This is a genomic window from Vannielia litorea, assembly GCF_018424695.1.
In the GTDB taxonomy this organism is placed as follows: domain Bacteria; phylum Pseudomonadota; class Alphaproteobacteria; order Rhodobacterales; family Rhodobacteraceae; genus Vannielia; species Vannielia litorea_A.
Window position 1 is genome coordinate 52,420 of record NZ_QTNQ01000011.1, and the last position, 21,692, is coordinate 74,111.

The window sequence follows — 21,692 nt, forward strand, 5'->3', positions numbered from 1 at the left end:
TGAAAATTCTTCAGGTTACAGCATCGCCGGAACCACCTGGTCGGGCGGGCGGTGTCCATCGGCAAAGGTCTTGATGTTGATGAGCACCTTCTCGCCCATCTCCACCCGGCCCTCCTCGGTCGCCGAGCCCATATGCGGGGTCAGCAGCACGTTGGGCAGCTCGTAGAGCCGGGGGTTGAGCTTCTGGGTCTTGTCGAACACGTCGAGCCCGGCGCCCGCAATCTCGCCTGCCCGCAGCATCCGGGTGAGCGCATTCTCGTCTATCACCTCGCCACGTGAGGTGTTTACGATCACCGCGGAGGGCTTGAGCAGCTTCAGGCGCCGCGCGGACAGCAGGTGGAAGGTGGAGGGGGTGTGCGGGCAGTTGACCGAGATCACATCCATCCGGGTGAGCATCTGGTCGAGGCTTTCCCAATAGGTGGCCTGCAGCTCGCTCTCCACCTCGGGGCGCAAGCGGCGACGGTTGTGGTAGTGCACTTGCATGCCGAAGGCCGCAGCCCGGCGCGCCACCGCCTGGCCGATCCGGCCCATGCCGAGAATGCCGAGACGCCGCCCCGCGATCCGCCCGCCCAGATGGCCGGTGGGCGACCAGCCCTCCCATTTTCCGGAGCTCATCACCGCGGCACCCTGCGGAATTTTCCGTGTGACTCCAATGATGAGCGCCATCGCCATATCGGCGGTGTCTTCCGTGACCACGCCGGGCGTATTGCTCACGAGGATGCCGCGCTGGCGCGCGGTCGCCACGTCGATATGGTCAAACCCCGCGCCATAATTGGCGATCAGCTTCAGCCTGTCGCCGGCCTGTCCGATCAGACCGCCGTCGATCGTGTCGGTGATGGTGGGCACCAGCACATCGGTGTCCTGCATTGCGGCCACCAGCTCTTCGCGGGACATCGGCGTATCGCTTTCGCGGAGCGTTACGTCAAAGAGTTCGGTCATCCGGGTTTCCACCACCTCGGGCAACCGTCGCGTTACGACAACACTCAGCCGCTCTGCGCCCATCGCTCTCATCCTCCCGCTTCTCAAGGACCATCCTTGCGATAGAGTGTGCGCAAGAAAAGGCGCGGGATACAAGCGCCGGATGAGGCAGATAGTGGTGAAATCCATGGGGCGGCAAAGCGGCGCTTCCCGAGGGACTCGGGGCATTTTTCTCAGCATTTGCGGGGCTTTGGTTGGCAGCATGATGGCCAGTGTCGCCCATGCGGCGGATGAGCGCGGCCCGGTGACCAACCTGCCCCTGCCCCGCTTTGTCTCGCTGAAGGCCGACGAGGGCAACGTGCGGCGCGGCCCCTCTCTCAGCCACCGGATCGATTGGGTCTACACCCGGCGCAACATGCCGCTGGAAATCACCGCCGAGTTCGGCCACTGGCGCCGGGTTCGTGACCGGGAAGGTGCCGGCGGCTGGGTGCACTACTCGCTGCTTTCCGGCGTTCGGACGGCGCTGGTGGAAGAAGACATGGCCGCGCTCCGGATGAAGCCCGATGACGGCGCGCCGATCAACGCGCGGGCTGAAGCGGGCGTGGTGGCCCGGCTGGGTGAATGTGGCCTGGAGTGGTGCTGGGTGACTGCCGGGGGCGAGCGCGGCTGGATCCGAAAGACGGCTCTTTGGGGCGTGAAGCGAGACGAAATTCTCGAATAAGGGCAGTACGTTAGCGGCAGTAAGAGCCCGAACGGTACCGCGCCGTATCAAAGTGGAAATGGTCCCGGTGGTAGCGGTTGGCATTTGGCCCCAGCACGGTGCCGAAGGGCCCACAGGCGGCCTTGTGCATGACACGCAGCGCCTTTGACCAGGTCTTCGAGCCCCAGCCCTTGAGCACCGAAACATAGGTGCCGTCTCGCAGCGTAACGCCGGCGATATCCACCGCCCGGCCCTTGGCATGCTCCGATAGCCGCCCGGACTTGGCGTTGTTACGGTTGCGGCAGGCGTAGTGGGCGACCACCTTGATCTGTTTTACACCGCCGCCCTGCCGGCCGATGGCAGGCTTGAGCCCCTTCTTGACCCAACGATCCAGCGCCTTTGCGGTGCCGCAGTCCATCGTGGCCGTGGACGACAGCGAAATGCCCTGCACCGAGGTCACCTGCACTGGGTTGGCCACGCCACAGCCGTTGCCGGGCCGCCCGAAGCTGCTGATTGCCTGCCCCTTGATCGAGTTGATCCCGCAGACCGAGCCCTTGCGAGCGAACTTTACCTCGGTGAGCGTTGCCTGTTCCTTAACAAGCCGGTCAATATGCGTGGGGCGGGGCTTTGCGTGCAAGGCATCGCGGGCGCGAACACCGAGGACAACACGCACCGGCCCCATCTGGTCGGTCGCAGCCGCAGGGCGCTGACGGGGCCGGTGACCGGCGAGCGCAGGCGTGCCCATCACCGGGGCCTCCCACTCTTCCGGACGGGGCAACGGGCGCTTCTCGGCCACCTTCGGGCCAAACAGGTGCCCGGTATCCGCGCCCTCCGGCTGGGGCGCTACACCACGCGTGGAAACAACGGTTTTTGTATCCGGGTCAGCAGCTTCCGCCGCCTCTGCCCCGGGCCGTTGCAACGGCCGCAACGAGCTTTCCGGCGCATTCGCCAGCGCGGGCGTGGCGATTGCCAGCAGAACGGCCGCAAGACGGATCATCGCTTGGCCCCCCGCCCGAAGTCAGGCGCGTCGGTATCCTGCCCGGCCTGAATGATCCCGCGGCGGATGGCCCGGGTGCGGGTGAAGTAGTCGAACAGCTGCTCGCCGTCACCAGTGCGGATCGCCCGCTGCAGGGCGAAGAGTTCTTCGGTGAAGCGACCAAGGATCTCCAGCGTGGCGTCCTTGTTGTTCAGGAAGACATCGCGCCACATCGTCGGATCGGAGGCGGCGATGCGGGTGAAATCGCGGAAACCGGCGGCGGAATACTTGATCACTTCGCTGTCGGTCACCCTCCGCAAGTCATCGGCCACGCCGACCATCGTGTAGGCGATGAGGTGGGGGCAATGGGAGGTGACAGCCAGCACCAAATCGTGGTGCTCCGGGTCCATCTCATCGACATAGGCCCCGAGGCCCTCCCAGTATTTCCTCAGCTTTTCCGCGGCTTGCGCATCGCCTCCCGGCGGCGGAACCAGGATGGTGAAGCGCTTGTCGAAGAGCTCCGCGAAGCCCGAGCGGGGGCCGGAATGCTCGGTGCCAGCGAGAGGGTGGCCCGGGATAAAGTGGACATGATCCGGAAGATGGGGCGCAACGGCGTCGATCACCGCCTTCTTCACCGAGCCCACATCCGTGACGGTGCAGCCCGGTTCGAGATGCGGGGCGATCTCTTTCGTGACGGCTTCCATGGCTCCGACCGGCACGCAGAGCACGACGAGATCCGCGTCTTTGACGGCTTCTGCAGCGGTGTCCACAATCCGGTCGCAGAGGTTGATTTCCCGTGCGATTTCAAGGGTTTCCGAAGAGCGGGCGGTGCCGACGATCTCGCCAGCCAGATCGGCGCGGCGGGTAGCGTGGGCCATGGAGCCGGCGATGAGGCCAAGGCCGATGAGGGCGATACGCTGGTAGATCATGCGGCGGCCTTGAAGCTGGTGAGGGCGGCGATGACCGCGCGGCAATTGTCTTCGGTGCCAACGGTGATGCGCAGGCACTCCGGCAGGCCGTATCCGCCAACCTGGCGCACGATAAGCCCTTGCTTTCCCAGATGATTAAACGCGGCATCGGCCTCTTCGGCGCTTTTGAAGCGGGCGAGGATGAAATTGGCCGAGGAGGTATCGGACGGGATGCCGATGGCGGCGAGACCGCTGGCGAGAAATGCGCGGTTGCGGGTGTTCTCGGAGCGGGATTTCTCTGAAAATTCCGTATCTTGCAGGGCGGCGACGGCACCGGAGATTTGCAGGTTGCTCAGGTTAAACGGGCCGCGGATACGGGTGAGCGTATCGATGATCTCTTTGGCGCCGAACCCCCAGCCGACGCGCAGCCCGCCGAGGCCGTAGAGTTTGGAAAAGGTGCGTGTCATCAGCACGTTATCGCGGGATGCGGCCAGCGACGCCCCGCCGTCGAAGCCCTCGACGAACTCGGCATATGCCCCGTCGAGCACAAGCAGGCATCCCTCGGGCAATCCATCGGCCAGACGGGCCACTTCGTTGCCGCCGATCATGGTGCCCGTGGGGTTGTTGGGGTTTGCGAGATAGACGATTTTTGTCTTTTTGTTGCTAGCACTTAGGATTGCATCGACATCGGCCACCCGGTCGCGCTCAGGGGCCACGACAGGGGTGGCGCCGGCGGCGCGGGCGACGATGGGATAGACGGAAAATCCGTGCTCGGTGTAGACGACCTCATCGCCCGGCCCGGCATAGGCCTGGGCCACGAGGTGCAGGATTTCATCACTCCCAACGCCGCAAATCAGCTGGTCGGCGGGCAGATCGTGTGTTCTGGCGATCGCATCCCGCAGGATCTTGTGATCGGTGCCGGGATAGCGGTGCAGGCCTGCAAGCTCGGCGGCGATAGCCTCCGCCACCCGCGGCGAACAGCCGAACGGGTTTTCGTTTGCGGACAGTTTCAGAGGGTTTTCAACACCTTGGAAGGTGCTCTTGCCGCTCTGGTAGAGGGCAATCTCTGAAATTCCGGGCTGGGGAATGGGTGCAGACATCACTTTCTCCGGTCGCAGCGTCATAGCAAGACGGCTGAAACATGCAAGCCGCGAAGGGCTCGGGGGCGTTAACCGCGAAAAGCACAGGGGCACAATCCATGCACATCCGATGCACAACCGATGCATATGCAAATGCTGCATGGCTGTTTTCCGGCAAATCCTTAATCGCCCGCGCGCCCTGCCCTTGCGCCCCGCGCCGGGCAAGCTAGCATCTGGCTCGCGACGAGACCTGCCGCCATGAGACAGAAAAGAGCATGACGGACAGCCCCGCCACACCGCCATCCCCACCGAAAGAGCCACAGCCCGTTCCGCCCGCCGCGCGGATTATCGGCGGGCTGCTCGTGGCGACCATCGCTGCGAACCTCGTGCTTGGCATCGGGCTGGAAACCGGCACCCACGCGCTGGCAGGCGGGCTGGCGGTGCTGGTGCTCGCGCTGCTGGCCCCGCAGGTGCGCGGATCGCGCCACGTGTTCCTGGCCCTGTCGATGGGGCTCGTGGTGTGGTGCCTGCTGACCCAGCCCGACCCCGGCGCTGTGCTCTGGCCCGCTCTGGACAGATCGAGCTTCATCATCGCCTTCTTTTGCGCGCTGGCGAGCTTGCAGCACGTGGCCGGCCGATCACCGGCAATTGCCCGCGCCGCCGCCTTCCTTGCCAACCAACCGCCCGGGCGGCGCTATCTGGCGCTGGCCTCGGGCACGCAGGTGTTTGCGCTGATGCTGAACTACGGCGCGCTGTCTTTGCTCGGCACCATGGCGCGGCGCTCGGCGGAGCGGGAGGCCGACCCGGCGGTGCGCGCGCTCAGGGCGCGGCGGATGTTGCAGGGGGCGCAATGCGGCTTTTCGGCCTCGCTCTGCTGGTCGCCGCTCGCCTTCGCCACGGTCATCACCACAGCGCTCCTTCCGGGGGTGACCCTGGGCACCGTGGTGCTGCATGGCCTCGGCGCCTCGGTGATCATCGTCGTGATCGGATGGCTGGTGGACCGGCGGCTGAAGGGCAGCCTGCCGGCGGGCTCGGTGCCGCCCCGGCGCGACGAGGCCGCCGCCCATGATGTCAGCTCGCTCTGGCCGCTGGCCTGGCTGCTGGCGGCGGTGGCCCTGCCTGCGCTGGCCGTCGATGCGCTCTGGGGTATCCCGCCATCCCGCACGGTGCTGGGGCTTGTGCCGCTGATTGCAATCGGCTGGGTGCTGATCGAAACCCGGCGCGGAGCCAAGCTGGCCGAACTGGGTGCCCGGAGCGGGCATTATGCCTTCCGCGACCTGCCGTCTTTTAAAAGCGAGCTGGTGCTTCTGGCCACGGCGGGATTCATCGGGACGGCGGCGGGGGCGCTGCTGGCACAGGCACTGGAGGGCTCGGGGTTTGACCTGGGCGGGGTGCCGCCGCGGCTGCTGCTGGTGCTGCCGATCCTGCTGATCCCGGCGGCGGGGCAGCTGGGGCTGAACCCGATCCTCTTTGTCTCGCTTTTCGCGCAGATCCTTCCGAGCCCGGAGGAGATGGGCGTATCTACCATTTCGCTGGTCATGGCGCTGATCAGCGGCTGGACGCTGACCGCCCCCACATCACCCTTCACCGCATCTGTCATGATCATCTCTCGGCTCGGGGGTGTGAGCCCGCAGGTGGTGGCGTTCCGCTGGAACGGGATTTTCGTGGCGATGACGGCCTTGGGGCTGGCGGTTTGGGTGCAGGTCCTGGCCTGAGGGGCACGTGGGCGGGCGGTGATCCTCGGGCTTGCCCTTGGGATCTCCCGGCTGGTGTGAGATCCTCGGGTCAGGCCCGAGGAGGGCAGCTTTCGAACGTTAGCGGGCTAGCCCTTCCTGGAGCGGGCGGTGAGCCAGTCCATCAGGGCCATGAGCACGCCGGAGGTGACGAAGGTTAGGTGGATGACCACCAGCCAGAACAGCTCGTGCTGGCCGTAGATCGCATCGGCCTCGTCGCGGCCGATTTCCATGAAGCGCTTGAGCAGGTGGATCGCCGAGATGGCGACGATGGAGCCGATGAGCTTCATCTTGAGGCCCGAGAAATCGACCGTGCCCATCCATGCAGGGCGATCCTCGGGGTCGCCGATGTCGAGCTTGGAGACGAAATTTTCGTAGCCCGAGAAGAGCACGATGAGCAGGAGGTTTCCGGCGAGGCTGAGGTCGATCAGGGTGAGGACCACGAGGATCGACTTGTCGGCGGACATGGTGAGCACTTGTGGCGCGTAGTAGACCAACTCGCGCAGGAAGATGAAGGTGAGCATCGCAAGGCAGAGCGAGAGGCCGAGATACATCGGCGCCATCAGCCAGCGGGCGTTGAAGAGGCCCCGCTCGATGGTGCGCTCTAGCGGGTGGGTCACTTCGGCCTTGGGCTCGGGCATCGGGGGCTCATTACTGGAAACGGCTTGAGGTTTCATAGCCGGATGGCCCCGCACGGTGAAGGCGGGGGGTGTCGCAGGGGTGGCGGTGTTGCCGCGAGGCCCCGGGGGGCAGCTCTTCGGGGCGCTTCGGCCCCTCATCGCAGCTGCGAAGAGGACCGCAAGGGCCGATGAGCTGCCCGGTGGTCACGTGGCCAGCACGTTGCGGAAGGCCCAGGGCACGCTTTCGTCGATGTCTTCGGGGAAGTGCTCCCAGCGATCCTGAAGCGGGGTCCAGTCGGTGTAATGCGCCTCGACCGGGCCGAGGTAGGGGCGTTGCACCTCAAGGCACCTCGCATGATCCATCTCGTCGGCCTCGACGATGCCGGCTTCCGGGTTTTCCAGCGCCCAGACCATGCCGGCGAGCACGGCGGAAGTCACCTGCAGGCCGGTGGCGTTCTGGTAAGGGGCGAGGTCACGGGTTTCCTCGTTGGAGAGGCGGGAGCCGAACCAGAGCGCGTTTTTCTCGTGGCCGTAGAGCAGCACGCCCAGCTCGTCGATGCCTTCCACGATCTCGTCCTCGGTAAGAATGTGGTGCTTTTCCTGCTGGCGGCCGGAGCCGAACATCTCGTGCAGGCTCAGCACCGCGTCGTCGCAGGGGTGGTAGGCGTAATGGCATGTGGGGCGATATTCGGGGTGATCGCCCTCGCCCACGGTGAAGTAGTCGGAGATCGAGATCGCCTCGTTATGGGTGACGAGGAAGCCGAACTGCGGGCCGGGCGTGGGGCACCATGTGTGGACGCGGGTGATGGCACCGGGGCGCTCCAGCCAGATTGCGGCCTTGCAGCCCGTCTCCTGCCGGTGACCGTTTTCCGGGAACCACGGCTCATGCGTGCCCCAGCCCAGCTCGGCCGGCTGGAAGCCCTCGGCGATGAAGCCCTCGACCGACCACGTGTTGACGAAGACGTTGCGGGGGCGCGGCACGCGGCGGGCCTGTGTATCGCGCTCGGCGATATGGACGCCCTGCACACCGAGGCTTTGCATGAGCTTGGCCCAGCCGTCGCGGGTGGTGGGCGCGGTGGCATCGGCCCCGGTGTCCTTGGCCAGCGTCAGCAGGGCTTCCTTTACGAACCACGAGACCATGCCGGGGTTGGCGCCGCAACAGTTGACGGCGGTTGGCCCGCCCGGGTTGGCCGCCGCCTCGTCGCGCACCGCCTGTCGCAGCGCGTAGTTGGTGCGGGCGGCATTGTCACGATCTTCGAAGTACCAGCCGGCCCAAGGCTCGGCCACAGTGTCGATATAGAGCACGCCGAGCTCGCGGCAGTGCTTCATGATATCGAGCGAGGAGGTATCGACGCTGAGGTTGACGCAGAAGCCCTTGCCCTCGGGGAAGAGGCAGGAGAGCACCTCCTTGTAGTTCTCTGGCGTCAGCGCGGTGTCGATGAAGTTGAGCTTGTGCTGGCGCAGGAAGTTGTGCTGCCGCGCATCGGGCTCGATCACGAGGAACTGGTCGGCGTCGTATTCGAAGTGGCGCTCGATCAGCGGCCATGTGCCCTTGCCGATGGAGCCGAAGCCGATCATCACGATAGGGCCGTCGATGCGGTGGTATACGGGGTGGGACATGGGCAGGCTCCTTTTTTCGGCTGCCCCCTGCATCGCAAATGCGGGCGACGAGGCCAAGGCGGTTGGCGCGGTTTTCGCCGATGCGGCGGGTTGGACACGGGCAGATCACAGGGTCGTCATGTCGAAACCTCGCTGAAACTCGGGGCGCGCTGCGCTCGTGTCTTCTGATGCAAACGCGGGGCGATGGCGCCCTGCCCCTTTTCGTTACTGAGGACTTCATGACCAAAACCCTTCTCACCTCCGCCGCAGCCCTCCTTGCCCTTGGTGCTGCCCCTGCCCTTGCCGACGCCCACGCCGGCAAGATGGGCTATGCCCTTGCCGACGATGGTGCCACGCTGGTTGTGATGGCTGACATCGCGTCTCCCGGCGATGTACAGACCTATGAGCTGTCGCAGCCGCTGCGGGCCATCGCCTACCGGCCCGTCACCGGCGACCTGCAGGGCTTTGCCGATGGCATGATCGTCACCGTCAACCCGGCGACCGGCGAGATTACCGACACCGGCGCCGCCTTCGACGAGAACGCAATGATCGGCGAGGGCTATGTGGCCTTCGACTTCAACAACAAGATCGACGCGGTGCGGGCCGTTGGCTCGGACGGGGCGAACCTTGTCTACTTCCCCGAGGGTTTTGGCGACAATGACCCGAAGGCGAACACGGTGAAGCGCTTCACCGATGCCGCCTATGCCGAGGGCGACACCCACGCGGGCGTCACGCCGATGATCTTTGCCAATGCCTATACCAACGCGATTGCGGGCGAGACGGCGGGATCGACCGCCCAGTTCGCGCTGGATGCCGAGACCGACTCGCTGGTGACGCTGGCCAACAACGACGGCACGTTGGGCACCGTGGGCCAGGTGATGGTGGACGGCGAGGCCGTGGACCTGAGCGCCTGGGGCGGGTTTGACATCATCTCCCCCGAGGAAGGCACCGACATGGCCTATGCCGTGCTTCAGATGGAAGGTGCCGAGAGCGCCGGGCTTTACGCCATTGACCTGGCGACCGCCGAAGCGACCATGCTGGCCGAACTCGGCATGGGCGGCTTCTCTGGCTTTGCCGTCAGCCCCGGTATGTAACGCTCCCTGAGGACAAAGCAGGAAGGGCCGTCCGCTTGGGCGGCCGTTTTCTTTGGGGGAGTGTGATCCCGAAGGGAGCGAGACCGGGCGATGAGCCACTGTCCGCCTGGCCCCTATTTTTGAAGTTCACTGTAGGGGCACACGTCATCTTCGAAGGGGACGTGCCGCCGCCGAAAGCTGGTATCTGGCACCGCTTCGGGCGTGCTGATCCTGTCCATCCGGAAATGACGAAAATCGTCCCGCGCCGGATCCCAGCCGACAAGATACCAGAGCGGGGACAGGATCAGCATCGCCTGCGGCTCGACCTGGCGCTTGGTTTTGCGGCCTTTCGCGTCGCGGTAGTCGAACCGGATGAGCTGACGTCCGAGGAAGGCCGCCTCGAAGGTCGGGAGCAGGGCCGGGTCCATCTTGCCCATGTCCGACAGGTCTTGCAGGGGAGAGAGCTGGCCAATGTGCAGGCAGTCCAGAAAACTGCGCAGGTCTTTCACCTTGTCTGACGGGAGGGCCTTTTCGATCTTGGCCAGCCCGGCATCGGCGAGATCGGAGAACGGCAGGTTGCCTGCCGCGCGCATCGCGGCGACGCTGATGAGCAGGGCAAAAACCTCGGGCACCGAGAGTTTGGCGTGGGTCTGCATCGACTGCGGATCAAGTTGAAGACCGCCGCCGCGGCCGACATCGGAGTGGATCACGTAGCCTTCATCCCGGAGCGCGCTGATGTCGCGCAGAACCGTCCGGCGGGAGGCGCCGACTTCGCTGGCCAGCGCGTCGACAGTGGTGGTGCCGTTGCGCCGAAGGCTGCGCACGATGGCGTCATGTCTCAGTCTTACGTTCATGTCGGCAGCCTAGCACAAATGGTGCCAATTCTTGGCACTGTTTTGAACTACACCGATTCCATCAACTTAAAACAAGGAGATTGCGATATGGAACGGACAGCGGTGAACCCCTGGGACTGGTCGATCAAGCTGGGCTACAATCAGGCCGAGGTGATCGATGGCGCGACCCGGCAGGTGATCTGCGCGGGTCAGACGGCGGTGGACGAGAACGGCGCACCCCAGCATCCCGGTGACATGCGCGGCCAGATCGCCCTCGCGCTCGATAACCTCGAAGCGGTGTTGAAGGGCGCGGGGATGGACCTGAGCAACGTCATCAGGCTGGGGGTCTATGCGACGGATGTGGACGAGGCGCTGAAGAACTTCGACCTGATGGGGATGCGCTTTGGCGCGCATCAGGTGGCCCCGCCGATGACCCTTCTGGGCGTCACCCGCCTCGCCATCCCCGGGCTGATGTTTGAGATCGAGGCAACAGCGGCGTCCTGAAGGACACCAGCACGGCTGATGAGCGGCGGGCGGATGGAGCCGCTGCCTGGCGCGAGCCCGCCCAAAACAGAAAAAAGGCCGCACCCTGTGGTGCGGCCCTTCCTGTCCCTCGAACGTGTCGTTTTGACTTAGTTCTGAGCGTAGAATTCGATGACGAGGTTCGGCTCCATCTGGACCGCGTAGGGCACGTCCGACAGGCCGGGGGTGCGCACGAAGGTGGCGGTCATCTTGGAGTGGTCGGCCTCGATGTACTCGGGCACGTCGCGCTCGGGCAGCTGGGTGGCTTCGAGCACCACGGCGAGCTGCTTGGATTTGTCGCGGACCTCGATCACGTCACCCTCTTTCACACGGTAGGAGGGGATGTTGACGCGCTGGCCGTTCACCTTGACGTGGCCGTGGTTCACGAACTGGCGGGCCGCGAAGACGGTGGGCACGAACTTGGCGCGATACACAACGGCGTCGAGGCGGCGCTCGAGCAGGCCGATGAGAAGCTCGCCGGTGTCACCGCGCAGGCGCTCGGCCTCGGCGAAGATGCGGCGGAACTGCTTTTCGGTGAGGTCGCCGTAGTGGCCCTTCAGCTTCTGCTTGGCGCGGAGCTGCAGGCCGAAGTCGGACATCTTGCCCTTGCGGCGCTGGCCGTGCTGGCCGGGGCCGTATTCGCGGCGGTTGACCGGGGACTTCGGGCGGCCCCAGATGTTTTCGCCCATGCGGCGGTCGAGTTTGTACTTGGCAGAGGTGCGTTTGGTCACCGTCTGATCTCCTTCGTTAGAGCGTCCCCTGAGCTGAGACTATGAAGGGCGTTGTCCTCTCTCTTTCGAGCGACAGGGCATCCCCTTGCGGGGGCCACCAACACCAATTGAAACACCGGGGCGCGAACCCCGGTGGATGGCGGGCTTATACAGGCCGCGATGGGCGAGTCAAGCGCCGCTCAGGCGGCCAGCCCCGCGTCGTGGCGCAGGATCGCCGCTTCGGCGCCCGAGAGCATCCGGCGGGCGGGGGCGCCGTAGTCATCCGGGCGCTTGGCGAGCCAGGGCAGGCCTTCGAGCAGGCGGGCGCGGTCGGCCGCGTCGAGCGTGCCGAAATCGGCCTCAGCGGGGTGGAAGCTTTCGGTTTCGACCCCGTTGGCGAAGAGCACCTGGTGGCGGTCCATCAGGATGTGGATGTAGGTGGCCTCGGGGAGGGCATGGTCGGTGGAAATGCCGCGCAGGCCCATCAGGTCACGCGCGCGCACCAGCACCTCGGGCGTGTTGTAGAGCGCCTGCGCCGCCGCGCCCCGGATCACCATGCGGTGGTTGGGTGACACCAGCAGGTCGCCATCGGGAATGCCGGGCCCCAGCACACCCGCGCGGATGCGCAGGGGGCGCAGGTGGGGCATGGCGAAGAGGCGCGCGCCCGTCATTCGGCGCGCGCCGGACCAGATGACCGGCTGGGCGCCGTCATCCTTGGTTTGCACCCTGTCGCCTTCGCGCAGATCCTCGACGAGCTTGCTGCCCTCGGGCGTGGCGATGCGGGTGCCGGCCGTGAAGCAGATCACCCCGCCCTGCGCCGTCTCGCCGGGAGCGGGGGGCGCCTCGGCCAGCCGGGCGGCGGCGCTGACCCAGAGATCGGTGCCCTCTGGCGGCACGCGGCCTGCGAACATCAGCAGGCCGGAGGCCCCGGGGAGGGTTTCGATGAAGCTGGCCATCCAGGCATCCTGCCCGTCGGTCACGGTGAAGCTGGCCTGGGCCAGGAGCGCATCCTCTGCGGTGGCTTCAGCGATGGCCTCGGCGCGGGCCAGCGCCCGGCGGGCATCGGCGCCGCGCGACAGCGCGGTGAGTGCCTCACCCTTGCCCGAAATGATACGCCGCACCTTGCGTGCCGCACGTTTGTGGAGGTCTGCCATGCCCGCAGCATCGGAAAGCGAGATCACATCGCCCGGGCCATCGACCCGCGTGAGCGCCCCGCTCCAGCGCCATGTCGCCCCGACCTGCAGGCTTGTCACCGGCGCGCCGGGCTGCCCATCTGTTTCGGTGTGCGACCAAGGGATGACAAACGTGCCGAGAAAGCCCGTTTTCATGCCTGTATGCCTGCCATTTGTCTTTATTGTTGACGAATGGTTAACACAGGCTGGACTCGGCCACCAAGAAGATTGTGCAGCGAAGTCAGGGGCGTGGCTTGCGAGTCACGGGCAGCGGGGCGGCTCTTCGGGGCCTGCGGCCGCTCATCGCATCGGCGCCCCCGCCGAAGCCGATACCTGGCTCTTAGAAGAACAGCCGCAGTTGCAGCGCACCGACCATCTGGCCTTCGGTCTGGGCCTCGAACTCTTCGGAGAGGTAGGTGAGGCCGTAGAAAAGTCCCGCGTTCTCGCCCTGCCAGTTCACCCCGGCGCGCAGGCGGGTGCGGGTGTCTTCCAGCACGTAGCCGTCATCCTCGGGCAGGTAGACGGAGGAATAGACCTGCGCCACGTCGCCGCCGAGGAGGAAGGAGAAGCCCTCGTCCTGGCGGGAGCGGATCACCTGGTAGAGGTGGCCGGTGGTGATGTCCCGCGCCATGAGGGCGCCCTTGCCGTAGGTTCCGAAGGTGAGATCGGCACCGATGCGGGCGTAGCTTTCGGTTCCGGCCTGCACCTCGAGGAAGGGCCGCAGCCGGGCGCTGCCGAGGTTGAGTTCACGCGAGAGCTCGGCATTGGCCGAGACGTAGGTGTTGTTGGGAAGCTGGTCGCCGAGGATCGTGGTTTCGTCGAGGCCGATGGTTGTGTGGATCTTGTTCTGCAACTCGCCAAGCCCGGTCTGGGGGCCGGTGAAGGTGAGATCCAGCCCGGCCCGCAGATCGGCCTCGCCGAGGCGGGCGTAGCTGTGCAGGCCAAGGGTGATGGCGCCAACGAAACGGCGATCGTTCGCGGCAGGTGCGGTGAGGCTTTGCGGCGCGATCAGCTCGGAGCGCAGGCGAAACTCCAGCAGTTGGCCGAAACGGTCGGGCGCGACGCCCTGCCAGCCCGGCCCATAGGCGATGGAGACGGTGTAGGCGCCGGTGCGCCAGCGGTCGTAGCCATCCCCCAGCGTGTCATTGGTAAACAGACGGCCCCAGCCCAGCAGCGCACGGTCTTCGGCCTGGGCGGGCGCAGTGAGGCCGGCGAGGGCGGTCAGGAGAGAAAGGACTCGGGCAAGGTATTTCATCGCGGGCTACCGGTTGAGGGACATCTCAAAGCTCCTTACGCGCAACCGGCGGCTGCAAGAAGAGGTGAGCGGAAACCTGCGCAAGAAACGCAGTGTTTCCGCAACAGCAAAGTGCCGCTAGGGTGCCGGGAAAGAACGAGGGGGGCAGGATGAAACCGCTGGAAGGGCTGAAGGTTGTCGAGATGGCGCGAATCCTCGCCGGGCCGTGGATTGGCCAGGCGCTGGCCGATCTGGGCGCGGAGGTGATCAAGCTGGAGAGCCCGGAGGGGGATGACACCCGGCGTTGGGGGCCGCCTTTCGTGGAGCGGGACGGCGATGTGAGCGCGGCCTATTTCTACTCGGCCAACCGGGGCAAGGTGAGCGAGGTCGTGGATTTTCGCACGCCGGAGGGGCAGGCGCGGGTGCGCGAACTGGTGGCGGGCGCCGACATCCTGATCGAGAACTTCAAGGTGGGCGGGTTGGCGAAATACGGGCTGGATTATGCGAGCCTCGCGGAGGTGAACCCGGCGCTGATCTACTGCTCTGTCACCGGCTTCGGGCAGGATGGGCCTTATGCCAAGCGGGCGGGCTATGACTACCTGCTGCAGGGGATGAGCGGGCTGATGGATATCACCGGCGATCCCGACGGCGAGCCGACGCGGTTTGGTGTGGCGGTGACGGATATTGTCACCGGGCTCTACTCCACCATCGGAATCCTCGCCGCAGTGGAGCAGCGACACCGGACCGGGCGGGGGCAGCACATCGACATGAGCTTGCTCGATTGCGCGGTGGCGATGCTGGCGAACCAGGGGATGAACTACCTTGCCACCGGCGTGCCGCCGCAGCGCACGGGTTCCTGGCATCGCAACCTCGGCCCGTACCAGGTTGTGCCGGTGAAGGACGGGCATATCATCATCGCGGTGGGAAATGACGGGCAGTTCCGGCGGTTTTGCGATGTGCTGGGGCTGGAGGGGCTGGCCGATGACGCGCGCTTTGCCACCAACCCGGGGCGGGTGACGAACCGCGAGGCGCTCACACCGCTGATCGAGGCGGTGACGGCGGGCTGGGAGAAGGCCGACCTGCTGGCGGCCTTCGAGGCGGCCACTGTGCCCGCCGGGCCGATCAACGATGTGGGCGAGGCGCTGGCCGATCCGCAGGTGGTGGCGCGCGGGATGCAGATTGATCCGGAGGGCGTGCCGGGGCTGCGGGGGCCGTGGAAATTTTCGGACGCCGAGCTGGCATTGGAGCGCACGGCGCCCGTTTTGCCCAAGGGCTGAGGGGTGGTGGGCAGATTGCCCACCCTACGGGCGGAATGCACCGTCATCCTCGGGCTTGACCCGAGGATCTCTCGGCGGTCAGGAGATCCTCGGGTCAAGCCTGAGGATGACGGCTGATGGCTCACCCGTGCTCGGTACTCACGTCTTTCAGGGCCTTCTCGACGCCGGTGAGGATCTCGGCCACGCCCTCTTGGTCGATGATCATCGGCGGGCAGAAGGCGATGGTGTCGCCGAGGTTGCGGGCGATGACGCCGTGGTGCAGGAGCGCGGTGTTCATCGCCGCCCCGAGGGCGCCGACGGGCTTCTCCTCCTTAGCCTGCGTCGGGTCCATCTCCAGCGCGGCGATGAGGCCGATGCCGCGCATCTCGCCCACCAGCCCGAACTCATCTGCGAGCTTCTTCAGCCCGGCGCGCAGCGGCTCGCCCTGTTTGGCCGCGTTGGCCACAAGGCTGCGCTCTTCGATGATGGCGATGTTCTCCAGCGCCACAGCGGCGCCCACCGGGTGGCCCGCGCCGGTGACGCCGTGGCCGAGCGTGCCGATACGGCCGGACTCGTCTTGAATCGGCGCATAGGCGCGCTCGTTCAGCAGGACGGCGGAGAGCGGGAAGTAGGAGGAGGTGATCTGCTTGGAGGTCACGAGGATATCGGGCTTGATGTCGAAGGTCTGGCTGCCCCAGAGGTTGCCGGTGCGCCCGAAGCCGCAGATCACCTCGTCGGCCACCAGCAAGATGTCATACTTGGCCAGCACCTCCTGGATCTTCTGCCAGTAGCCCGCAGGCGGGACCACCACGCCCCCTGCCCCCATCACCGGCTCGCCGATGAAGGCGGCGATGGTATCGGGGCCCTCGGCCTGGATCATCGCATCGAGATCGGCGGCACAGCGGGTGGCGAACTCTTCCTCGCTTTCGCCGTCCTGCCCCTCTTTCCAATAGTGCGGGCAGGTGGTGTGGAGGATCTGCGGCAGCGGCAGATCGAAGCTCTTGTGGTTGTAGGGCAGGCCGGTCATCGAAGCGGAGGCGACGGTGACACCATGGTAGCCGCGCAGGCGGGAGATGATCTTTTTCTTCTCCGGCTTGCCCAGCGCGTTGGAGCGATACCAGAGGAACTTGACCACCGTGTCGTTGGCCTCGGAGCCGGAGTTGGTGAAATAGGCCTTGCTCATCGGCACCGGCGCGAGGCTCACCAGCTTTTCTGCCAGGTCGATCGCGGGGCCGTGGGAGCGGTGGGCGAAGGTCTGGTAGTAGGGCAGCTTCTGCATTTGCGCGGTGGCGGCCTTCACCAGACGTTCCTCGCCGAATCCCACGGCGACCGACCACAGCCCCGCCAGCGCCTCGACGTAGCGCTTGCCCTGGTTGTCGTAGACGTGGACGCCCTCGCCACGCTCGATCACCGTCGGGCCAACCTCCTGATGCAGCTCGGCGTTGGTGTAGCTGTGCAGGTGATAGGCGATGTCGCGGGCTTCAGGCGAGTTGGGCGAGTGGCGATTCATGGTGGGGCCTTTCGATGCAATGTCGCGGCACAGCATCCAAGAGGCGCAGGCGGATGTCACCCCCGAAAGGAAGGCGCCCGGCGCAAGCCTGGCGGGGTCAGCGGACGGTGATCGGCCCGGGCAGCCGAAAGCCCTGGAGCGCGCTGTGCGCATCTTCCGAAGGCGCGACTCGGGGCGGCACCTTCTCTGGCTCCGGCGCGGCGAGGAAGCGTGTGAGCAGCCCGGCGTAGAACTCCAGATCATGCTTCTTGTCTTGCAGGGCAGTCAGACGCGCGGCGACACGCCCCGTTGCTTCCCGATCTTCCGGGTCGAGACCGTCGAGGCGCAGAATGTCGAGGCAGGGCAAGACGAGGTCGAGCAGCGTGCTGGCGGCAACGTAGTGCAGGCCGTTCACCGTGGCACGCTCGGTGCGGTGCTGAGGTTGCAGCAGATCCTGCACCGCGCCGAACGCCCGCTGGAACCGGACCCAGACTTTCTGGATACCGTTGAAGGCCGCCTGGGCCGCCACCCGCACCCCGATCAGCGACAGGTGGCTGAGTGCGATGTTGATCTGCCCGTCGGCCAGCAGGCCCCTGTCATGCGAACTGGGCAGCAGCGGCGTGAGCTCGGCCACGAACTCATCGGAGAAGGCCTGTCGCAGCGGCTGGGGCACGTTGAAAGTGGTGCGCGTGCGGCTGCCCGGCAGGTTGAACTCGACCCGCTCGACGAACCACTGGTTCGTCTGGGTATCACGATACATGCAGATCGCGAGTTGATTCGAATTTTCGGAAGTTTCGTCTTGCTCACCAGTCCACATGTCGCACGCCTGAATCTTGATGCCTCTCAGGGGTAAGATTCTGCGCTGCAAAAGGTTACCCGAAGGTTAACAGGAGGGGTTTGGGGGTAAGGCCCCGGCAGTCATTCCAGACGGCGCAGCACCCCGAAGACATGAGAGATCTCGCCCGCCTCGTCATGCACCACCTGGCACTTGCTGCGATAGGGGATGCGCTCTCCGCCGTTGCGCGCGATCTCGCCTTCAAACTCGAAGCCCTCGCCCTCGGTCATCGCCGCCTTCAACAAACCCCGGACCTTCTCGGCACTTGACGGCGCAAGATGCCGAAGCGCCGTTTCGATCTCGGGCTGCGCCGTTCGATCCACGCCCAGCAGATCGTAGAGGGTGGGGTTCCAGTAATTCACCCCATTGCGAATGTCGTAGGAGTAGACACCCAGCCCCTCTTCCGAGGTGATCTCGTTGTAGTGGCGCAGCAGCATGTTCTCTGTCTGCATCCGGGAAAAATCGCGCACCACGCCAACCACGCCGACCATGTTGTTCAGCCGGTCCATTACCACGGTGCCGGAGCTTTCGAGCACCGTGATGCGGCCGTCGGCGCGGATGATACGGGCGGTAAAATGGAAGCCCGACCGCTCTTCCAGGGCCTTTTCAAGGTGCCCACGCACCGCCGCGCGATCGTCGGGATGGAAAAAGCCGATCGCCCGCTCAAGGGACATCGTCCCCTCTTCGGGCGCGAGGCCGTGGATTTGATATACCTCCTCGGACCACTCCACCTCGTTCTCGGGCAATTGCACCCGCCAGGTTCCGATCTGGCCGAAACGGCGCAGGGTATGATTGAGCGAGATCTCAATGCTGCTTTCCAGCGAAGTGACCATGACCACCAGCCCGATCAGCTCATCGTTGACACTGATGAGCGGCGCGATGGTGAGCAGAAAGCGCCGCTGGCCGCTGGAAAACTGACGCGAGACGAATTTCCGGTTGAGCAGGGCCTGCGAGCAGAGATCCACCACCGGCGGAAAACCCTCGGGAAGATGGCATTGAGAGATATGGCCCATCGACTGGCCCCGCGTCTTGAGCGCGAATTGCTCGATGGCCTGGCGCGAAGCATGGCGGATCAGCAGGCCCTGGTCGAGCATGAGCATGGTCGTGGGCAGCCCGTCGACGATGCCATTCAGCTCTGCGGTGGTGCGCTGCAGCTCGGTGGAATTGACGATGAGCTCTTCGTTGACTGTGATCAGCTCTTCGTTGGTCGATTGCAGCTCTTCGTTGGAGGTTTCCAGCTCTTCGTTGGTGCTTTGCAATTCCTCGTTGGAGCTTTGCAGCTCTTCGTTCAGCGATTGCAGCTCTTCGTTGGAGGTTTGAAGCTGCTCCATCGTCACGTTCAGCGCCTCGCGCGTGCGGCTCAGCTCGGTTTCGATATAGGTGAGATAATCGGTGCGCTCTTCATCGCTCGCCTCGGGGGTGGAGCGCATCTCGGTTTCGATGGCGAGCAGCACGTAGGGTTCTTCATGGCCCTGCGGCTCCAGCGGGTAGGCCACGAGGCGCGCATGGTTGAAGTCGCGGCCCTCGATGCGGTGCCACTGGCCGGTGCGCGCCTTCTTCTTCTTGAGCGCGACCAGCACCAGCGTTGTGCTTTCATTCGACAGCGGGGCCTTGAGCACACGCAGGCTGAAGCCCTTGAATACGGAGTCGGTGATCTGGCTGAAAGGGGCGAGATCGCCGTATACCTTCAGCACCGCACCCTCGGCGGTCACCAGCACCGCCGTTTCCGCGAAGCTCCCGACCAGTGCATGGAAGTGGCTCCAGTCATGAACACTGTCTCCGCCCTTCGCCTTGTCTTGCGTCAGCATCCTGCGGCTCGCCCGGATGGCATGGGTGGAGCCGAAGTTGGTCATGTCGAGCGGCGGGGTGCTGCGCTTGGCGTAGATCTTGGCCGCCGGATCGAGCTGGACGAAGTGGCTTTCGATCGTGCCGGCCGTTTCGGAGGTGCCCAGAAACAGCATCCCGTCGGCGGAGAGGGCATATTGGATGCGCGAGAGCACCCTGTCTTGAAGGGTGTTGTCGAAGTAGATCAGCACGTTCCGGATGCTGACGAGGTCAATCGACATGAAGGGCGCATCCTGGAAGATGTTGTGCCGGGTGAACATGACGCAATTGCGCAGGCTCTGCTTGACGATCACCCTGTCGCCGGAGATCTCGAAGTATTTTTCGAGCAAGTCGGGCGGGATATCGTCGGTGGCGCTGCGCGGGTAGCTGCCCCTCCGCCCCACGGCAAGGGCATGCTCGTCGATGTCGGTGGCGAAGATCTGGAGGCTGTCCTTGCCCAGCGCCTCCAGCCCGCCCGCTGCCTCGGCATAGAGCGCTGCAATGGAATAGGCCTCTTCGCCGGTGGCGCAGCCTGGCACCCAGATGCGCATCTTGGCCCCGGGTTTCGCGCTGACACGATCCTGCAACACATCGCGCAGAACCGCGAATTGTTCGCCATCGCGGAAGAAGCGCGTCACCGAGATGAGCAGATCCTTGTAGAGCGCCTCCACCTCTTCCTGACTGCGGCGGCAGAAATCCACGTATTCGGCCTGAGTGGCGATGCCCTTGGCCACCATCCGGCGGTGCACCCGGCGGTTGATGGTGCTTTCCTTGTACTGGCGGAAATCGACCATCGTGTGGGCCAGCAGGATCTGGAAAAGATCGGCGTTCTTGGTGGCCTCCTCGCCCATCTTCTTGAGTTCTTCGAGATCGCGTGGCTGGCTGAGGATCTTCTCCAGGTGCTGGCCGATCTGCTGCGGTGTCAGCACCAGGTCGACGCAGCCGGTGCGCACGGCGCTGACCGGCATGGAATCGTATTTTGCCGATGACGGCTCCTGGGCGAGGGTGATGCCGCCCGCCTCGCGGATGGCCTGCACCCCGTAGCTGCCGTCGCTCCCCGTGCCTGACAGCACCAACCCCATGCAGCGCGCGCCCAGCGCGTCGGCCAGGGCCTTGAAGAGTCTGTCTGCGGAGGGTTTGGGCGTGGCGGGGTGGCCCGAGGGATCGAGCACCACCAGCGCACCTTCGGCAAAGCCCACGTCGCTCCCCGGGGGGGGAATGTAGATGGTATCGGCCGCGGGCGTAACCGGCCCGCCGATTTCGCGGACATCGAGCGCCGTTTCGCGCGAAAGCAGCTTGACCAGCATGCTTTCATGGCTGGGAGACATATGCTGCGCCAGCACGAAGGCACAGTTGAGCCCCTTGGGCAGGTTTTGCAGGAACAGCGACATCGCCTCGAGCCCGCCGGCCGAAGCCGCGATTCCGACGACGGTGGGCGGTGTTTCAGATTTGCTCCGCATGAGATCCCCTGTGCCCACCAGCGGGCGATAGTTCCAGCACCGCTTTTCTATCACTGGTTGCGGCGGAGGGCCAAGCGGTAACGCTCCGGTGAATGCCGGGCGAACGGTCGCGTGGTGGTGAGGGAACTCAGCCCGCGCGCTGCGCGGAGGGGCAGTCCGGGCCGGGGCTGGTGGCCTGCGGAGGATCTACAAAAAGCATTTCGAGGCCGCTGTTGCCCTGCACGAGACTTGCCAACGTCACATCGTCAAGCGATGTATAGAACGCCTCCAGCGCCTGCTCCAGTGCGCTGCGCAGGCGGCAGGCCGGGGTGAGCGGGCAGGTGTTGCCGGTTTCAGAGAAACACTCGGCAAAGGGCAGAGACGCCTCGAAATGGCGAAAGACTTCGCCCACCTTCACCTGCTCGGGCAGCGTGGCAAGCTCAACCCCGCCCGAGCGGCCCCGGGTGGCGCGGATGTAGCCCTGACGGTGCAGCACCGGCACCACCTGCATGAGGTGGTTGACCGAGACATTGCAGGCCGCGGCAATATCGGCAGAGCGGTGCTGTCGCTGCGGGTAGGTGGCGCAGAACATCAGCACGCGCATGGCAAGGTTGGTTCGGGTTGTGAGGCGCATATCAACAAGTTTCCACTTTTAACTATACTCTCATAGCCCGGGCATGACCTGCATCCCATGACATGGATCAAGGAAAATGACGGAACCTGTGGGCGAGCGCACAACCGCAAGTTCGCCTGTGCCACGTCGACGTGCCAC

The 21,692-nt window shown here is 65.2% G+C and carries 19 protein-coding genes; 5 read left to right on the forward strand and 14 right to left on the reverse strand.

Features of this window, described 5'->3' with window-relative positions; genetic code table 11:
- Positions 1 to 15: 15 nt before the first annotated feature.
- Positions 16 to 1,002, reverse strand: a complete 987-nt coding sequence (locus DYI42_RS06105) for a 2-hydroxyacid dehydrogenase (RefSeq protein WP_213545077.1) — start codon at positions 1,000 to 1,002, stop codon at positions 16 to 18.
- 178 nt (positions 1,003 to 1,180) lie between these two features.
- Between DYI42_RS06105 and DYI42_RS06110 the strand changes: the two genes are divergently transcribed.
- On the forward strand, positions 1,181 to 1,639 hold the full coding sequence (locus DYI42_RS06110) for an SH3 domain-containing protein (protein ID WP_244867616.1): 459 nt from the start codon (positions 1,181 to 1,183) through the stop codon (positions 1,637 to 1,639).
- A gap of 10 nt (positions 1,640 to 1,649) precedes the next feature.
- Here the strand turns inward: DYI42_RS06110 and DYI42_RS06115 are convergent, their stop codons facing one another.
- From DYI42_RS06115 to hisC, 3 genes are read right to left on the reverse strand one after another with little or no spacing between them, the layout of a single operon-like run.
- Entirely contained in the window at positions 1,650 to 2,615 is a 966-nt protein-coding gene (locus DYI42_RS06115) for an extensin-like domain-containing protein (protein WP_213545043.1), read from the reverse strand.
- Positions 2,612 to 3,523, reverse strand: a complete 912-nt coding sequence (locus DYI42_RS06120) for a prephenate/arogenate dehydrogenase family protein (RefSeq protein ID WP_213545044.1) — start codon at positions 3,521 to 3,523, stop codon at positions 2,612 to 2,614. The genes DYI42_RS06115 and DYI42_RS06120 overlap by 4 nt, the downstream gene beginning before the upstream one ends.
- Positions 3,520 to 4,602: a histidinol-phosphate transaminase gene (gene hisC / locus DYI42_RS06125; protein WP_213545079.1), complete on the reverse strand. Its 1,083-nt coding sequence runs from the start codon at positions 4,600 to 4,602 to the stop codon at positions 3,520 to 3,522. The genes DYI42_RS06120 and hisC overlap by 4 nt, the downstream gene beginning before the upstream one ends.
- Before the next feature lie 254 nt (positions 4,603 to 4,856).
- On the opposite strand from hisC, the gene DYI42_RS06130 reads away from it, so the two are divergent.
- On the forward strand, positions 4,857 to 6,296 hold the full coding sequence (locus tag DYI42_RS06130) for a hypothetical protein (RefSeq protein WP_213545045.1): 1,440 nt from the start codon (positions 4,857 to 4,859) through the stop codon (positions 6,294 to 6,296).
- Positions 6,297 to 6,403: 107 nt separating this feature from the next.
- Here the strand turns inward: DYI42_RS06130 and DYI42_RS06135 are convergent, their stop codons facing one another.
- Positions 6,404 to 6,955, reverse strand: coding sequence for a TIGR00645 family protein (locus tag DYI42_RS06135; RefSeq protein WP_213545046.1), 552 nt, complete (start codon positions 6,953 to 6,955; stop codon positions 6,404 to 6,406).
- Between the two features lie 183 nt (positions 6,956 to 7,138).
- On the reverse strand, positions 7,139 to 8,554 hold the full coding sequence (locus DYI42_RS06140; protein WP_244867618.1) for a homospermidine synthase: 1,416 nt from the start codon (positions 8,552 to 8,554) through the stop codon (positions 7,139 to 7,141).
- 218 nt (positions 8,555 to 8,772) lie between these two features.
- Here DYI42_RS06140 and DYI42_RS06145 point away from each other — a divergent pair, with 218 nt between their 5' ends.
- On the forward strand, positions 8,773 to 9,627 hold the full coding sequence (locus DYI42_RS06145) for a DUF4394 domain-containing protein (protein ID WP_213545047.1): 855 nt from the start codon (positions 8,773 to 8,775) through the stop codon (positions 9,625 to 9,627).
- Between the two features lie 113 nt (positions 9,628 to 9,740).
- Here DYI42_RS06145 and DYI42_RS06150 read toward each other — a convergent pair whose 3' ends face one another.
- The gene (locus DYI42_RS06150) at positions 9,741 to 10,460 is read right to left on the reverse strand and encodes a helix-turn-helix transcriptional regulator (protein ID WP_213545048.1); all 720 of its coding nucleotides are present in this window, start codon (positions 10,458 to 10,460) and stop codon (positions 9,741 to 9,743) included.
- 87 nt (positions 10,461 to 10,547) lie between these two features.
- On the opposite strand from DYI42_RS06150, the gene DYI42_RS06155 reads away from it, so the two are divergent.
- A complete protein-coding gene (locus DYI42_RS06155; RefSeq protein ID WP_213545049.1) occupies positions 10,548 to 10,943 on the forward strand; it encodes a RidA family protein in 396 nt (131 codons plus the stop codon).
- A 128-nt stretch (positions 10,944 to 11,071) separates the two neighbouring features.
- Here DYI42_RS06155 and rpsD read toward each other — a convergent pair whose 3' ends face one another.
- The 3 genes from rpsD to DYI42_RS06170 all read right to left on the reverse strand — a co-directional run bounded on the left by rpsD (position 11,072) and on the right by DYI42_RS06170 (position 14,098).
- Positions 11,072 to 11,692, reverse strand: a complete 621-nt coding sequence (gene rpsD, locus DYI42_RS06160) for a 30S ribosomal protein S4 (protein WP_213545050.1) — start codon at positions 11,690 to 11,692, stop codon at positions 11,072 to 11,074.
- 179 nt (positions 11,693 to 11,871) lie between these two features.
- Entirely contained in the window at positions 11,872 to 12,999 is a 1,128-nt protein-coding gene (locus tag DYI42_RS06165) for a Hint domain-containing protein (RefSeq protein ID WP_213545051.1), read from the reverse strand.
- A 184-nt stretch (positions 13,000 to 13,183) separates the two neighbouring features.
- Complete coding sequence (locus DYI42_RS06170) at positions 13,184 to 14,098, reverse strand: lipid A-modifier LpxR family protein (protein WP_213545052.1); 915 nt, start codon at positions 14,096 to 14,098, stop codon at positions 13,184 to 13,186.
- 149 nt (positions 14,099 to 14,247) lie between these two features.
- Here DYI42_RS06170 and DYI42_RS06175 point away from each other — a divergent pair, with 149 nt between their 5' ends.
- Entirely contained in the window at positions 14,248 to 15,354 is a 1,107-nt protein-coding gene (locus DYI42_RS06175; protein ID WP_213545053.1) for a CaiB/BaiF CoA transferase family protein, read from the forward strand.
- A gap of 121 nt (positions 15,355 to 15,475) precedes the next feature.
- Here DYI42_RS06175 and DYI42_RS06180 read toward each other — a convergent pair whose 3' ends face one another.
- The 4 genes from DYI42_RS06180 to DYI42_RS06195 form a co-directional block, all read right to left on the reverse strand.
- Positions 15,476 to 16,843 carry an aspartate aminotransferase family protein gene (locus DYI42_RS06180; RefSeq protein WP_213545054.1) on the reverse strand — a complete coding sequence of 456 codons (1,368 nt, stop codon included), beginning with the start codon at positions 16,841 to 16,843 and terminating at the stop codon, positions 15,476 to 15,478.
- Positions 16,844 to 16,940: 97 nt separating this feature from the next.
- Positions 16,941 to 17,582, reverse strand: a complete 642-nt coding sequence (locus DYI42_RS06185; protein ID WP_213545055.1) for a hypothetical protein — start codon at positions 17,580 to 17,582, stop codon at positions 16,941 to 16,943.
- 158 nt (positions 17,583 to 17,740) lie between these two features.
- Positions 17,741 to 20,941 (reverse strand): chemotaxis protein CheB, encoded by a 3,201-nt coding sequence (locus tag DYI42_RS06190; protein ID WP_213545056.1) that lies wholly within the window; start codon positions 20,939 to 20,941, stop codon positions 17,741 to 17,743.
- A gap of 127 nt (positions 20,942 to 21,068) precedes the next feature.
- Positions 21,069 to 21,554 (reverse strand): RrF2 family transcriptional regulator, encoded by a 486-nt coding sequence (locus tag DYI42_RS06195; protein ID WP_213545057.1) that lies wholly within the window; start codon positions 21,552 to 21,554, stop codon positions 21,069 to 21,071.
- Positions 21,555 to 21,692: the final 138 nt, after the last annotated feature.